The organism is Mycobacterium simiae, assembly GCF_010727605.1.
Classification (GTDB): domain Bacteria; phylum Actinomycetota; class Actinomycetes; order Mycobacteriales; family Mycobacteriaceae; genus Mycobacterium; species Mycobacterium simiae.
This window is the reverse complement of the sequence record NZ_AP022568.1, coordinates 3,956,281-3,970,484: the sequence shown is the minus strand read 5'-3', so window position 1 is coordinate 3,970,484 and position 14,204 is coordinate 3,956,281. Positions and strand designations below refer to the sequence as shown.

Genomic DNA, 14,204 nt, shown 5'->3' with positions numbered 1-14,204 from the left:
TAACGGCATTCCCGCATTTGCCGAAACCAGCCGGATCAGGAGGGGGTGGACCACGGCGCGTATCGCACGAGGCAATGGCACCCCACAGCACGATGCAGCCACCTCCACCGACCACACCGTGGTGTTGCTGAACGGCGACGCGGACCATCCGCGGGAGCTTTTGGGCAATAAGGGCCACGGCATCGAGGTCATGCGGCGGCACAGGTTGCCGGTGCCGCCCGCGTTCTGCATCACCACCGAAGTGGGCGCGCGGTACCTGGACAACCCCGCTGCCACTCTGGACGCGGTCTGGGACGAGGTGTTGCGCCGGATGCGGTGGCTGGAGGCCGAGACCTCCCGCACGTTCGGCCGCGGGCCGCGGCCGCTGCTGGTCAGCGTGCGCTCGGGGGCGAACCTGTCGATGCCGGGGATGATGGACACGATCCTGAATGTGGGCAGCAACGAGGCCGTCGACCAAGCGCTGTCCGCAGCCGGATCCGCACAGTTCGCCCGCGACACCAGGTCGCGATTCACCAGTATGTATCGGCGCATCGTGGGATCGCAGTCGGTACCCGCCGACCCGTACGCGCAGCTACGGGCGGCCGTGGAGGCCGTATTCGCCTCGTGGAATTCGCCGCGCGCCATCGCCTACCGCGATCACTACGGACTCGACGACCGAGGTGGCACCGCGGTAATCGTACAAGCCATGGTGTTCGGCAACCACGGGCCCAATTCCGGTGCCGGAGCGTTCTTTTCACGCAACCCCATCACCGGGGCCAACGAGCCGTTCGGGGAATGGCTGCCCGGCGGACAGGGCGACGACGTCGTCTCCGGGCTGGTCAACGTCGAACCGATCACCGCGCTTGGCGATGAGCAACCGGCCGTCTACGCCGAGCTGATGGACGCCGCGCGCACCCTCGAGCGCCTCGGCTCCGACGTTCAGGAGATCGAGTTCACCGTCGAAGACGGCAAGCTCTGGCTGCTGCAGACCCGCTCGGCCGAGCGGTCGGCGCAGGCGGCGGTGCGACTGGCACTGCAATTGCGGCACGAGGGACTGATCGAGCCGGCGGAAACTCTGCGCCGGGTAACCCCGGCACACGTCGAGGCCCTGCTGCGACCGACCCTACAACCCGAAACGCGGTTGGCCGCCCCGCTTTTGGCGCAAGGCTTGCCCGCCTGCCCCGGCGTCGCGTCGGGCACGGCCTACACGGAAGTGGACGAAGCGCTGGCCGCCGCGGACCGAGGTGAGCAGGTCATCCTGGTACGCAACCACACCCGGCCCGAGGACGTGCTCGGCATGCTCGCCGCGCAGGGCATCGTCACCGAGGTGGGAGGAGCGGCCAGTCATGCGGCGGTGGTCAGCCGTGAACTCGGCCGAGTCGCGGTGGTGGGCTGCGGCCATGGCGTCGCCGCCACCCTCGCGGGCCGACAGATCACCGTCGACGGCTGCGAAGGCGAAGTGCGCGAAGGCAATCTGATCCCGTCCTCGTGGTCGGAGAATGACACTCCCGAGTTACGTGAGCTCGCCGACATCGCACGGCGGGTCAGCCCGCTGCGGGCGCACGCCGAGGGCGACTACCCCAGGCTGGGCAACACCTCCGACGACGCGGTACACGCCGCCCTGGACGCAGGTCATACCGACGTGCTGTCGGACTCGCCGCTGATCGCCATGCTGGCCGCGCTGCGGCTGCGGGGCGCACCGTGACGGAATTGGCCGTGCTGCAAGCGGTTCGACTCAAGGGCCGGGCGTCGCCGGCTGATCTGGCCGCCACCCTGGGTGCCGACGTCGCCACCGTCACCCGGGTCACTAACGAGCTGACCGCGGCGGGCCTGCTGCTCGACGGGGCGACGTTGCGAATCAGTCCCGACGGGCGTGACCGGCTGGCCGCGTTGCTCGCCCAAGAACGCGACGGTATCGACCCGGACGCGATCGCCGCGGCCTATGACGACTTCCGGAGTGTGAATGCGGATTTCAAGGCGGTGGTTACCGCCTGGCAACTCAAGGGCGGCCAGGGCGGTCCCGCCAACCCGCACGACGACGCCGAGTACGACGCCGCGGTGCTGGCCCGTCTCGACGCGGTGCACGCTCGGGTGCTGCCCATCGTCGAGACCGTCGCCGCCCAACTCCCTCGCCTGAGCGCCTACTCGACGAAATTGGTTGCAGCCCTGGAAAAGGTCAAGTCCGGCGACACTTCCTGGCTGACCCGGCCGCTGGCCGACTCCTACCACACCGTGTGGTTCGAATGGCACGAGGAGTTGATCGGCGCCGCCGGGCTCACCCGCGAGGAAGCGGCACGGTGCGGCGATGCGCAGTAGGTCATAGCGCACCGGCCAGCAACTCGACGTAGGCATCGATGTCGCCGACGGCCGACTCCGCAGAGTGGACGCTGATTGCGATGGTCTCACCGATACCGTGCACCCCGTGCGTCAGGCCCATGGCCGGCGATAGTGCCGGGTACCCGGCCGTGAGGACCACCCGGGCATCCCCGAAGCGCAGATCGGCGGGGCCGCGGTTGACGCTGGATAGCACGGTGTTGCCGAGCACTTCGGTGGGACGGGCGTCGGCGTCGAATTGCGATATGCCCCAACGTAATAGCGGGGCGGGTACCGCGGCGAAAGCCCGGCTGGCAGTATGGGCGGCCGGGTGTTCGAAGCGGCGCCGCGCATTGGTCAGGTCAGTGCGGATGCGCGCCATCCGCGCGTCCCGGGCAAGCTGCGGGTACAGTCCGACCACGGCGTTGCCGAAATGGTTATTGGCCTGCCGTACACCGGGTTTGACCATCGGCACCTCGGCTCCCAACGACGGTGCCGCGTCGCCCAGCAGCCTCGACAACGCGGTCGACACGGCGGCGAGTGCCCCGATGGTGACGGTCGGTCCGCGCAACTGCGCGCGGTGCCGCACCAGCGTGCGCACCGAGCGGGCACCCCGCGGGCGGGTGTTGGTGGCGACCGGCGGCCGGGAGCCGACCCCGGCCGCCAGCAGGCCCGCGCGTGTGTCGCGGGTCAGTGCGTGGTGGGCATGCGCCGCCTGCACCGCGCGCCAACCGAAACAGCCCGGCCGCGGCCGCGGCACAGCGGGCACCGGCACCGCCCGCCCGAACAGCCAGGACGCCATCGCCGTCCCCCGAGCACCGTCGGCCAGGGCGTGCGGCACCTGCAGCACCGCGACGGCCCCCGGACCCTCAACACCGGGGATGCCGAGCACCGGGGTGAACACGTGCAGCAGCCACGACCTGCGGCGCAGGTCCAGCTGCTGGTCGGCAAGACCGGCCACTCCTATCAAGCAACCGGCCCAGGTGCGGTCGGGCAGGTCGTGGTAGATCACCTGTTCGGCGGTCACCGGCGCGGGCACCCATTGCGGATATGTCAGCGAGCATCCGTCGTGGACGCGCACAGCCAGGGCGGGACAGGCCGCGGCCCGGCCGAGCAGCTGGGCGGCGGCCCGGTCCAGGTCGGCGGGTTCGCCGTCGAAGGCGTAGAGCAGGAACTCGTCGCTGGGGATTTTGGCCGACATCCAGTAGAACTGGGCATCGACGGCCGCCATTCGCCGCCCCGACACGACGCGAGCCACGGCGTCAACCGGGTGAGCCGACGAATGCCAGCACCCGTTCGGCGACCTTCTCGGGCTGTTCTAGCTGCAGGAAATGGCCGGCATGGTCGATGATCGCCACGTCGCTTCCGGCGGGCAGCACCTTGGCCGTCCAGTGCGCAAACGCCGAGGTCATGCAGCCGTCGTCGCGGCCGTGCAGGTACAGGCTGGGCAGGATGGGCGCCTCGGTCCACCGCTCGTTCAGGTCGGCATATCGCTGCGGCGGCGTGGTGTTGCGCAGCGTGGCCCGGTAGGTGCCCAGCGCCGCCCGCCAGCTCTCCGGTGTTCCAATCGCGGCGTCGACGTGGCGCAGGTCCTCGTCGACGCCGCGATATCCCGGCGACCAGCGCCGCCATAGCCGCGGCAGCATCCAGCGCGCGGAACGCTCTGGTAGCAAGGGCAATTGGAAGTAGAACAGGTACCAGCTGCGCACCAACTGGCGCGGCAGCAACCGGGCCAGCCGGCCCCGCTCGCTGACCTGGCCCCGGAAGGCGGCCGCGACCGGCACCGACATGATCACCGCCTTGGTGAATGGACTGTTGGGTAACGCGGCCAGGCCGGTGGCCGCCAGCGCACCCCAGTCATGACCGATCACGACGTCGCGGTCGGTTCCGCCGGCGGCCGTCCGGACCCGCAGCGCGTCGTCCATGATGGCCCCGACGTGGTAGCTCCCGTCGTCCGGGATCGACGACGGCGCATACCCACGCATGAACGGCGCAATCACCCGCCACCCCGCCTTGGCGAGCAGGGGCGCCATCTTGCGCCAGCCGTAGGCGGTGTCGGGGAAGCCGTGCAGGCACAAAGCGATTGGGCCGTCGGGCGGGCCCCAAGTCAGCGCCTTGATGTCGCCGGGCGGCCCCGGCACGTCGATCCACCGCGGCTCGGTCATCGGGGGGACACCTGAGCATCGCCGGCCATATCCACTCCTGTTCCCCGCGTCCGCAGGGACCAACCTAACGCGTGTGACCGCGGACCGCACCGACCGACGCCAGCGCGTTGGTCTGGCGAGCTTTGTCGCCCTGGCGTCGATTTCGGCGACTCATCGATCACCCCTCGGGGCCGCCGAGCGTCCCGTCTGCGGCCCGCTCCAGGTCGGCGACGATGATCTTGCGCATGCCGTGCATAGCGCGGGTGGCAGCCGTCGCGCGCGCCGGATCGGGATGGTTTACCAGCTCATAGAGGCGTTGCGGGACGACCTGCCAGCTCAGGCCGTAGCGGTCCTTGCACCAGCCGCACTGGGATTCCGTTCCGCCGTCGGTCAGCCGGTCCCAGTAGTAGTCCACCTCGTCCTGGTCCTTGCAGTCGATCGTGAACGACACCGCCTCGCTGAAGGAAAAGTACGGGCCGCCATTGATCCCGATAAATCGGGTGCCGTCGAGCACGAAGGTGCCCGACAACACCGTGCCGGGCTCGCCGGGGCCGGCGTCGGTACAGCGGTTGTACTCCTCGATCCGCGAATTGGGGAACACCGAGGTGTAAAACGTCGCCGCTTCCTCCAGGTTGTGGTCGAACCACAGCGAGGGCGTGATCGATGGCACGGGCATCTCCTTCGGTCGGGTTAGCTTGATAGACCCCGGCAACCGACGGAACTCATCGGGGAGCTCGGACGGCTCTGTAACGTCAGGTCGATGAGCACGGTGAGTAGCGGCCCCCAGACGGTCAGCTTCGCGGGCGCGGGCGGTATCGGGCTGGTTGCTGACGAATGGAACCGCGACGCGGCGCCCGCGGATCGTCCGACGATTCTGATGCTGCACGGCGGTGGTCAAAACCGGTTTTCCTGGAAGAACACCGGCCAGTTCCTGGCCGACGAGGGCTACCACGTCATCGCGCTCGATAGCCGTGGGCACGGCGACAGCGACCGGGCGCCGGATGCGGATTACGCGATCGAAACCCTGCAGGCCGACGTCTTGCACGTGCTGCGGGCCATCGGTCGACCGGTGGTGTTGATCGGCGCCAGCATGGGTGGTCTGACCGGCATCCTGGTCGCCGAGTCCGCGGGACCGGACACAGTGACCGGATTGGTGCTCGTCGACGTGGTGCCGCGGTACGAGAAGAACGGCAGCGCCCGCATCCGTGACTTCATGTTGACCAACCTGCACGGCTTCGCCTCGCTCGAAGAAGCCGCCGACGCGGTCTCGGCGTATTTGCCGCACCGCAGTAAACCACGCAGCCCCGAGGGACTGAAGAAGAATCTGCGGCTGCGCGACGGACGGTGGTACTGGCACTGGGACCCGGCGTTCATGACCGCGCCCGGCGACGACCCGGAGCTGCGGACGGACAATTTCGAGCGGGCCGCGTCGCAACTGCGGATCCCGATTCTGTTGATCCGCGGCAAGCTCTCCGATGTCGTCAGCCCCGAAGGAGTTCAACACTTCCTGGATACCGTGCCGCGCGCCGAATTCGTCGAGCTGTCGCACGCCGGGCACACCGCGGCCGGTGACGACAACGACGCCTTCACCGACGCCGTGGTGGACTTCGTCCGGCGGCTGACCGTTAGTTAGCCGGTTTCTCCGCGTGCCCGCCGAACTGCTTGCGCATCGCCGACAGCGCCTTGTTCGCGAAGTCGTCGAGGTCGCGGGACGCGAAGCGGGACTGCAGCGCCGTCGTCAGCACCGGTGCGGGAACGCCCTCGTCGATTGCGGCGATCGCGGTCCAACGCCCCTCCCCGGAATCGGAAACCCGCCCGGAGAACTCGTGCAGGTCCGGCGATTCGCGCAGCGCGCTCGCGGTCAGGTCCAGCAGCCAGGAGCCGATGACGCTGCCCCGCCGCCACACCTCGGCCACGTCGGGAATGTCGATGTCGTAGCGGTAGCACTCGGGGTTGGACAGCGGCGCGGTTTCGGCATCCCCCTTGACGACGCGGTTGCCGACGTCGGCGTTGCGCAGAATATTGAGCCCCTCGGCTAGCGAGGCCATCATCCCGTACTCGATTCCGTTGTGCACCATCTTGACGAAGTGCCCGGCCCCGGACGGGCCGCAGTACAGATAGCCGTTCTCGGCCTGGCCGACCTCGCCGTCGCGACCCGGAGTCCGCGGCGCCGCGTCCACACCGGGCGCGATGGTGGCGAACAGCGGCTCGGCGTGGGCGAAGGATTCCTGGTGACCGCCGATCATCAGGCAGTAGCCACGCTCCCGGCCCCACACGCCGCCGCTGGTGCCACAGTCCAAGAGGTGAATCCCCTTCTCCGCCAGCAATTTAGAGTGCCGCATGTCGTCGCGGTAGTAGGAGTTGCCGCCGTCGATCACGATGTCGCCGGGGTCCAGCGTCGTGGCGAGTTCTTCGATCACCGACGTGGTGATGTCGCCCGCGGGCACCATCACCCACACGACGCGCGGGGTGGTCATCTTCTCCGCCAACTCGGCGACCGAGAACGCCCCCGTCATCCCCGCTTCGGCGGCCAGCGTCTTGACGACGTTCTCGTCGTGGTCGTACACGATGCCCTCGTGTCCGCCGCTGACCACGCGGCGGATGATGTTGGCGCCCATCCGGCCCAGGCCGATCATTCCCAGCTGCATTTGTCTCCGGTCTCCTTACTGTGCGGCGTTCGTGTTCGTCGGCATCCACGGCTCCTGCCAACGGCGGCGACCGGGCAATAGCGACTGCGCGGACTCGGGCCCCCAGGATCCCGGCTCGTAGGGATGGATGTCACTTGGTTTGTCCAGCAAAGGCGCAACGATGCGCCACGTTTCCTCGATGCTGTCCTCTCGCGCAAACAACTGGTGGTCGCCGGCCAGCGCGGCCTGAAACAGCAGTTCATAAGGCCGCTCTGCTTCGCCCAGATCGGTGGCGAATTCGGAATCCAGATGAACGTCCCGAAATGCGTCGCCAACCTGAGCGGATATCTGCAAGCGCATCCCGGGGTCCGGGTCGATGCGCAACACCAGCTGGTTGGGTTCGGCCGGCCCCTTGTGGTTGAGGAACGCCAGCCGGGGGACCCGATGCAAGAACAGCCGAACCTCGGTTACCCTCTCCGCCAACGCTTTTCCCGCCCGCAGGAAGATCGGCACGCCGGACCAACGCCAGTTGTCGATCTCGGTCCGCAGCGCGATGAACGTCTCGGTCTTCGAGTCTTTGGCCACACCCGGCACGTCGGTGTAGCCACGGTACTGACCTCGCACGCAGTGCCCGGGATTCACCGCCGGCATGGCCCGAAAAACCTCGTACTTCTTGTCGTTGAGGTCGTCGCCGCTGTGGCCGACCGGCGGTTCCATCGCCACCAGCGCGAGCACCTGCAGCAGGTGATTCTGCACGACGTCGCGCAGCGTGCCGACCGCGTCGTAGAACTTGCCGCGGTCCTCCACACCGAAGTCCTCAGCCATCGTGATGTGGATCTGCGACACGCTCTGACGATCCCACAACGAGGCCAGCGCCTGGTTGGCGAACCGCAAGCATTCGAGTTCCACCACCGGCTGTTTGCCCAGGAAGTGGTCCACCCGCAGGATCTGGTCTTCCTCCAGCACCGCCCGCAGCCGCCCGTTCAACTCGCGCGCCGACTGCAGGTCGTGGCCGAACGGCTTCTCCACGGCAACGTGCGCCCGTCCCAGCAGACCCGCCCGCCCGAGGTTTTCCACGATCGGCGCGAACAACGAGGGCGGCATTTCCAGGTAGTACAGCGGCCGGTAGTCCGACCCGATGGTCTCGGCCAGCGTGTCGTACAGGGTGCTGTCGGTGACGTCGCCGTGCACGTAACTCAGTCGTCCGGCGAACCGCTTGAACACTGTGTCGTCGATCTTTTCGCCGGCGTCGGCGATGGCCTTGTGCGCGCGCTCGACGAGTTGGTCCACCGTGATGTCGTCGCTGGCTACACCCAGGACCGGGCAGTCCAGCAAGCCGCGGTATTCCAACCGGTAAAGGGCCCGAAACGTCATCTTGCGAGCCAGGTCCCCGGTGATCCCGAAGATCACCATGAGATTCGACGAACGCCCACCGTCTTCGGCCAAGACCGAACCTCCCAAAAATCACCTGATCGGTTTCTTGAGATTCACTATCCCCGAGGCGTCCATCATCAACCCTAGACACTGCCTATAGGCCCGACAACCTGAGCCAATGGTGGGCTTTGCGAGGATGCCTGTGTGGGCGACGCGCTGCATATCGCGGTTTACACGTTGATGGGGATCGTCGTGGTCGAGGCCGGCGCGCTCGCGGTGCTGTGGCGGTTGCTGGTCCGTAGCCAGGCGGAGGCCGAGGAGTTGAGGCAGCGTGCCGACACACGAAACTGGCTGATCTCCGGCGGCCGCGAGGCCGTCAAGACGGTGTGGAACACGGCGAACGTCATGCGCAAGGAGGGCTTCGGCGCGGCGGTGCGCGGATCGATCGAAGAACTTGCCGACTGGGCTGAGGTCGAGCGGCCCGACCTGGCCCGGGTCACGCCGGACGGCCGGGTGGTGATTCTGTTCTCTGACATCGAGGAATCCACGGCGCTCAACGAACGCATCGGCGACCGTGCGTGGGTCAAGCTGATCGCCTCGCACGACAAGCTCGTCTCCGGTTTGGTCAAGCGCCATTGCGGCCATGTGGTCAAGAGTCAGGGCGACGGTTTCATGATCGCCTTCTCCCGTCCCGAGCAGGCGGTGCGCTGCGCCGCCGACCTGCAGAACGCGCTGCGCAGGGATGCAAAGCGTAAGCGGCACAACGCTATTCGAGTTCGAATCGGCATCCACATGGGGCGTTCGGTGCGCCGCGGCGATGACCTATTCGGTCGCAACGTCGCCATGGCCGCGCGGGTTGCTGCGCAGGCGGTTGGCGGCGAGATTTTGGTCAGCAAACCGGTGCGCGACGCGCTGAGCGATCGCGCCGACGTCACGTTCGACGACGGGCGCGACGTCGAGTTGAAGGGGTTTTCGGGCCGCCATCGGTTGTTCGCGGTGGCTGCCGACCCGGGCCCGGGCTAAGGGCCCTGCCCATTGGACTCGGCCAATCGCTGATGCAGCCTGGCGCGAATTTCGTCGGGAGTGTAGGCACGCCGTTTGCGTTGGTCGCGGACCACCAGCGCACCGCCGGCGACGACACCGGCAACGCCGGCCAGCCCGATCCACTTCCAAATGCTGCGCATAATTGACACGCTATTACCGCTATGGACATTTGCCGCAACGAGGTCGCCCGGAGCCACGTACTGTCCACCACTGAAAAGTGCTTACTCGATGACCGATGCGTATCGAAATCCTCTGTGCTGAACGGACTTACATGCTGACATTGGAACAAGCGCTGAATGAAACGCGCACCGGCGACCTCTGGCTGTTTCGCGGCGGGTCCGGACCGGATCGCGCTATTCAGACCCTGACCAACAGCCCGGTGAACCACGTCGGGATGACGGTGGCCATCGACGACCTGCCGCCACTGATCTGGCATGCCGAGCTGGGCGACAAGCTCGTCGACTTGTGGACCGGCACCAATCACCGTGGCGTGCAACTCAACGACCTGCATCAAGCCGTCCTGCAGTGGGCGCAGCGCTACCACCAGCGATGCTGGCTGCGTCAGCTGACGCCGCATCCCACCCGCGAGCAGGAGAACACGCTACTGCGGGTGATCGCGCGCATGGACGGGACCGCGTTCCCCACGACCGCTCGGCTGACCGGCCGATGGTTGCGCGGTCGGCTGCCGACCGCCTACGACTGGATACAAGGAATTCCCTTCGTAGACAAGAAAGTTCGCGAATCCACGCAACGCCGCAAGCAACGACAGCGCCTCGGCCTGGAAACCGCATACTGCGCGGAGACGGTGGCCATCACCTACGAGGAGATGGGGTTGCTGAAAACCGAGAAGTACTCGAACTACTTTGACCCGGGCTCGTTTTGGAGCGGCGACACCCTGCCGCTGGCGCCCGGGTACGTGTTGGGCGAGGAAATCGAGGTTGCGGTGGGCTTAAGCTAGCCGACCCGCATCTCGCCCATCTCCGACCAGCCGGTGGCGTCGATCGTCTGACTGATGATTTTGGGGGTGGACTGCAGCGCCGGCGGCAGCTCTTCCAGCGCCTGCTTGAAGTGCTCGCTGGTGACGTGGACGCGGCCGGCATCGCCGTCGCGGAAGCCCTCGACCAAGACGTACTCGGCGGGGTTTTCCAGGCTGCGCGACCACTCGAACCACAGGTTGCCCTCCTCGGCGCGGGTGGCCGCGGTGAAGGAGGCGACCAGGTCCGGCCAGCGGTCGGTCCACTCCGGTTTGGTCTCGAACTTGACGACGATGAAGATCATCCGCTCCCCGCTCGTACTCGCAGCCCAGTGCATTCCGTCGCCCGACTATCGCGGGCAGCGACAGGATATACGGCGCCCCGGGCGGGTGGCGGCTCGCCGGAACAGGAGTGAAATCCCGGTTTTGACGGACTAAATCTTTTGCTATCCGACAGCAAAGTCCGCCCAGACATCTCAATAGACAGCTGGGCGGACTTCGCTCATGATTGTGCGCAAATCTCATTTACGCCCCCGGCGGGTTGTGACGAATCCCACACCAGCCGCCGCATCGCGACTACTTCACTCCCAGGGTCGGACAAATGCCAGCAGAGAAATCAAGATTGATCGTGCTATTTGTTGTCGACACGTCGTAATTCTTAGGGGTGCGGAATTGCGGGGTCACCGGGCGGTGACAATTCTGGAGCCGGCGCCGGCGCCGGTACGACCGAATCGACCAAGACGAGCGGCGCGTCCGGCGGCGGCGGAGGCGCGTCCGGCGGCGGCGGAGGCGCGTCCGGCGGCGGCAGCTGCGGACCCTCCCCCTCCGGCGGCATCGGCAAGAACATATGGTGGGTGAATCCGGGCTGGTAGGCGCCGGCACCACCGATGCGCACCCCGCCGCGTTCACCACTGGATACCGGGGTTCCGTCCGGCAGCGTCACCGCGGTGTGGCCCCCGTTCCAGCCAACAACCAACGCGTTGGGGGCCGTTCCATATTGGAAGCCGCGTGCCAACAAGGCGGATTCTTCGTTTCCAGTATTAAATCGATTCCCGAATACCGGACGGTCGGTTGCGGCATTTACAACCCATGAAACAAGTCCAGAGCAATCGGTACCGGCGGGGGAATCTCCACCCGGAATATAAGGCGTCCCTGAGACTTGGTTGATCAGCGACACCAATGTTTCGAGAACAAACATGCGCAGGGACACTAGCAACTCATCGTTAGCGATCCAAACTTTGTGGTCCGCATCACGTGTAAATTACATAATGACCTGTGCCGCACTTGGCGCAAATAAGTAACAGGAATGCATATTTCACAAAACGGTTCAGCCGTCGTCGCGGCCTGGTTCGCCCTCGATCATCTGGCGGTCCACGTCAGCCTGCTCCCGGCGGGCTCGCGCCGCCTCACGATCGACGCGTTCGTCGACGCGTCGTAGGCGCTCGCGTTCCCGCTCGGCCGCCGTCCCTTCCCGTTCGTCGGCGAGCTTCTCGCGCTTGTCCGCCTCGAGCTCACGCTCGTCGGCAATCCGGTCGCGCTGGTCGGCCACTTTGTCCCGACGGCGGAGCAGGAACTCACGTCGTTCGAGTTGGGACTCCCACAGCTCGAGGTCTTCCTCGCGCTTGTTCATCGCCGCGGCTCGGGCATCGGGTTCTCCAGGCGTCGGGGTGCCGTCGTTACGGACCACGCCTCACTGTAGCCCGGCGAGCGCCGCGCGGGCCGCTTACCGATGCGGCAACGTCCGCCGCGCCTGCAGCAGCACCCCAGGTACCGTGCGCGCCAGATCCGCCCGGCCGCTGGCGAAACCGCGGATTGCGCGATAAAAATCCCAAAGTTGGAGTGGTGTAGGGACTTTCGGAATCCACGCCAGTTCCCAATGAATGCCGTTCACCGGGTCGTCGAAGAACACGGCGTAGTAGCCCGGCCAATATTGCGGGTACCGCTTTGGTGCGTCGGTCACCGGGATGTCGCGATCGATCAGGAAATCCGTATGAAAACGGTCGACCTCTGTTCGGCTGCGCGCCCACAGCGCAATGTGGTTGATTCCCACCGCCTGGTCGCTGTGTGTCAATTTCTTGCCGGTACGCGCCGGTTGTACGCCGATGTAGCTGTGCGGGTTGACGTTTCGCGTCATGTAGTACACCGACTGGTATTCCATGTTCATCGAGGAGAAACTGCTGTACCCCAGCCAGCCGAACAATGCGTCGTAGAAGGCGATCGAGCGGTCGTAGTCGAGCACCGCGAACTCCACGTGACTCACGCCGCGCCAGCGCATCATGCCTCCCCCACGAAGCCGATTACTACCGACGGTAGTACTGGAGGTGGTGAATGTGAAGCGACAATCGGAAACCCGCGTGGCGTCAGACCGGAGTCCATATCCCGTTGTTGAAGAACCCCCACCCGCCCCTTGTCGGGTTCCACATCAGATGCGCCTGCGGCGCCCAGGCCGGTGCTGGGGGCGGCGGCGGTGCCCACGGCGGCGGCGGACCCCACGGTCCCCACCCGGCCGGCGCCGGGCCTTGCCAGTCGTGGCATTGATTCCAGTCCCAGTGATAGTCGGTGCCCCAGGCCGGATCCCATTGCTGACCAGGGCACCAGTGGTTGGCGGGGACGGGAATCGGGGCGGCACCGGCAATCTCGCCGCTCAGTCCGCAGGCGGCCAGGGCCAGCCAGCCCGCCGCCACCGTGCGGGCCCACAGTCTCTTCTGCTTTACCGTCGCCATCTCCTCACAATGGTCGGCTCGCGCCGTCACCGCCAGTCTCCAACCCCCATGCCGTCATCCGGTTTGGCATAGTGCGAGACGCCACCCTGCCAGTGGTGTGAACGTTGCCAGCGGATTGCCGAGGAGGCGAGGTGCTCAGCGAAGGCAGTCTGTCGATCGGCCACCGGACCGTCACCTACCTCGAGGCCGGCGACCCCAGTGGACCGCTTGTGCTCCACAACCACGGCGGCCCGTCGAGTCGGCTGGAAGCGAGGCTGTTCGATACGGCCGCCACGATCAACGGTCTGCGATTCGTGTGCGCGGACCGGCCGGGCATCGGCGCGTCCGATCCCCAGCCTGGCCGCAGCTTCAAGTCGTGGGCCGACGATCTGCTGCAGCTGGCCGACTCCTTCGCCGCGCAGCGTTTCGCCGTGACCGGCTGGTCTGAGGGCGGCCCTTTTGCCCTGGCCGCCGCCGCGTACCTCGACCCCATGCGGCTGGTCCACGTGGCATCGATCGGTGGCGCCAGCTACGGCACATTCGGGGCCAATTGGGCCGCGCAGTATCAAAGTCGCGTGGACGCCCTCGGTGGACGCCTTGCGCTTGGCTTTCGCCCCGGACTCAAGCTGATGTACTGGCTGCTAGGCGCGACTGCGCAACACTTCGAGCACCAGTTCGCGAACTCGATCATCAAATCGGTGAACGCGGCCGACCGCGCGGTGCTGGACGACGACGAGGTCATGATGTCGTTCCTGGCAACCTGCCGCGAGTGCTTTCGACATGGTTCGGCAGGACTCGTCGTCGACGCCACGCTTCTCTACCAAGCGTGGCCGTTCGACCTGACCCAGGTGCGGCGGCCGATTCACTTCTGGCAGGGCAGCTCCGACACCCTCGTACCCGAGGTCATCAACAAATCCGTCGCTGACAGCACCCCGGAAGCCATCTGGCACCCGATCACCGACGGTGGGCACTTCATTGCCGTCAGTCACGCCGCGGAAATTCTTGCTGCGGTCGCGAAGGACCTTGCGTCACAATCGGATTGACACCG

General features: G+C 66.5%; 17 protein-coding genes. 6 read left to right on the top strand and 11 right to left on the bottom strand.

What is annotated here, in order from left to right:
* Nucleotides 1-61: 61 nt before the first annotated feature.
* Together G6N33_RS18665 and G6N33_RS18660 are read left to right on the top strand one after the other, a co-directional pair.
* Entirely contained in the window at nt 62-1,684 is a 1,623-nt protein-coding gene (locus tag G6N33_RS18665; protein ID WP_101528269.1) for a pyruvate, phosphate dikinase, read from the top strand.
* The gene (locus tag G6N33_RS18660; RefSeq protein WP_044507645.1) at nt 1,681-2,295 is read left to right on the top strand and encodes a helix-turn-helix domain-containing protein; all 615 of its coding nucleotides are present in this window, start codon (nt 1,681-1,683) and stop codon (nt 2,293-2,295) included. The genes G6N33_RS18665 and G6N33_RS18660 overlap by 4 nt, the downstream gene beginning before the upstream one ends.
* A gap of 1 nt (nt 2,296) precedes the next feature.
* Here the strand turns inward: G6N33_RS18660 and G6N33_RS18655 are convergent, their stop codons facing one another.
* From G6N33_RS18655 to G6N33_RS18645, 3 genes are all read right to left on the bottom strand, one after another.
* Nucleotides 2,297-3,538: a WS/DGAT domain-containing protein gene (locus G6N33_RS18655; RefSeq protein ID WP_101528268.1), complete on the bottom strand. Its 1,242-nt coding sequence runs from the start codon at nt 3,536-3,538 to the stop codon at nt 2,297-2,299.
* Between the two features lie 16 nt (nt 3,539-3,554).
* Nucleotides 3,555-4,457, bottom strand: a complete 903-nt coding sequence (locus G6N33_RS18650) for an alpha/beta fold hydrolase (RefSeq protein WP_044507648.1) — start codon at nt 4,455-4,457, stop codon at nt 3,555-3,557.
* A gap of 157 nt (nt 4,458-4,614) precedes the next feature.
* Nucleotides 4,615-5,106 carry a VOC family protein gene (locus tag G6N33_RS18645; protein ID WP_044512229.1) on the bottom strand — a complete coding sequence of 164 codons (492 nt, stop codon included), beginning with the start codon at nt 5,104-5,106 and terminating at the stop codon, nt 4,615-4,617.
* 90 nt (nt 5,107-5,196) lie between these two features.
* Here G6N33_RS18645 and G6N33_RS18640 point away from each other — a divergent pair, with 90 nt between their 5' ends.
* Nucleotides 5,197-6,069, top strand: coding sequence for an alpha/beta fold hydrolase (locus G6N33_RS18640; RefSeq protein ID WP_044507649.1), 873 nt, complete (start codon nt 5,197-5,199; stop codon nt 6,067-6,069).
* Here the strand turns inward: G6N33_RS18640 and gnd are convergent.
* Nucleotides 6,062-7,084, bottom strand: a complete 1,023-nt coding sequence (gene gnd, locus G6N33_RS18635; protein ID WP_044507653.1) for a phosphogluconate dehydrogenase (NAD(+)-dependent, decarboxylating) — start codon at nt 7,082-7,084, stop codon at nt 6,062-6,064. The genes G6N33_RS18640 and gnd overlap by 8 nt on opposite strands.
* A 15-nt stretch (nt 7,085-7,099) precedes the next feature.
* The gene (locus tag G6N33_RS18630) at nt 7,100-8,476 is read right to left on the bottom strand and encodes a glucose-6-phosphate dehydrogenase (RefSeq protein WP_456299200.1); all 1,377 of its coding nucleotides are present in this window, start codon (nt 8,474-8,476) and stop codon (nt 7,100-7,102) included.
* A 201-nt stretch (nt 8,477-8,677) separates the two neighbouring features.
* Here G6N33_RS18630 and G6N33_RS18625 point away from each other — a divergent pair, with 201 nt between their 5' ends.
* Nucleotides 8,678-9,460, top strand: a complete 783-nt coding sequence (locus tag G6N33_RS18625; RefSeq protein ID WP_044512231.1) for an adenylate/guanylate cyclase domain-containing protein — start codon at nt 8,678-8,680, stop codon at nt 9,458-9,460.
* On the opposite strand, the gene G6N33_RS27095 is transcribed toward G6N33_RS18625, so the two are convergent.
* Nucleotides 9,457-9,621 (bottom strand): hypothetical protein, encoded by a 165-nt coding sequence (locus G6N33_RS27095; protein WP_101528244.1) that lies wholly within the window; start codon nt 9,619-9,621, stop codon nt 9,457-9,459. The genes G6N33_RS18625 and G6N33_RS27095 overlap by 4 nt on opposite strands.
* A gap of 131 nt (nt 9,622-9,752) precedes the next feature.
* Between G6N33_RS27095 and G6N33_RS18620 the strand changes: the two genes are divergently transcribed.
* Nucleotides 9,753-10,439 carry a hypothetical protein gene (locus G6N33_RS18620; RefSeq protein WP_044507657.1) on the top strand — a complete coding sequence of 229 codons (687 nt, stop codon included), beginning with the start codon at nt 9,753-9,755 and terminating at the stop codon, nt 10,437-10,439.
* On the opposite strand, the gene G6N33_RS18615 is transcribed toward G6N33_RS18620, so the two are convergent.
* The 5 genes from G6N33_RS18615 to G6N33_RS18595 form a co-directional block, all read right to left on the bottom strand.
* Nucleotides 10,436-10,759 carry a putative quinol monooxygenase gene (locus tag G6N33_RS18615; RefSeq protein ID WP_044507659.1) on the bottom strand — a complete coding sequence of 108 codons (324 nt, stop codon included), beginning with the start codon at nt 10,757-10,759 and terminating at the stop codon, nt 10,436-10,438. The two genes, G6N33_RS18620 and G6N33_RS18615, sit on opposite strands and share 4 nt — an antisense overlap.
* Before the next feature lie 353 nt (nt 10,760-11,112).
* Entirely contained in the window at nt 11,113-11,652 is a 540-nt protein-coding gene (locus tag G6N33_RS18610) for a peptidoglycan endopeptidase (RefSeq protein ID WP_179962641.1), read from the bottom strand.
* Between the two features lie 129 nt (nt 11,653-11,781).
* Nucleotides 11,782-12,084, bottom strand: coding sequence for a hypothetical protein (locus G6N33_RS18605; protein WP_044507660.1), 303 nt, complete (start codon nt 12,082-12,084; stop codon nt 11,782-11,784).
* A gap of 93 nt (nt 12,085-12,177) precedes the next feature.
* On the bottom strand, nt 12,178-12,729 hold the full coding sequence (locus tag G6N33_RS18600) for a VOC family protein (protein ID WP_044512235.1): 552 nt from the start codon (nt 12,727-12,729) through the stop codon (nt 12,178-12,180).
* A gap of 85 nt (nt 12,730-12,814) precedes the next feature.
* The gene (locus G6N33_RS18595) at nt 12,815-13,177 is read right to left on the bottom strand and encodes a hypothetical protein (RefSeq protein ID WP_081662048.1); all 363 of its coding nucleotides are present in this window, start codon (nt 13,175-13,177) and stop codon (nt 12,815-12,817) included.
* Nucleotides 13,178-13,308: 131 nt separating this feature from the next.
* Here G6N33_RS18595 and G6N33_RS18590 point away from each other — a divergent pair, with 131 nt between their 5' ends.
* The gene (locus G6N33_RS18590; RefSeq protein ID WP_044507661.1) at nt 13,309-14,199 is read left to right on the top strand and encodes an alpha/beta fold hydrolase; all 891 of its coding nucleotides are present in this window, start codon (nt 13,309-13,311) and stop codon (nt 14,197-14,199) included.
* The last annotated feature ends 5 nt before the right edge of the window (nt 14,200-14,204 follow it).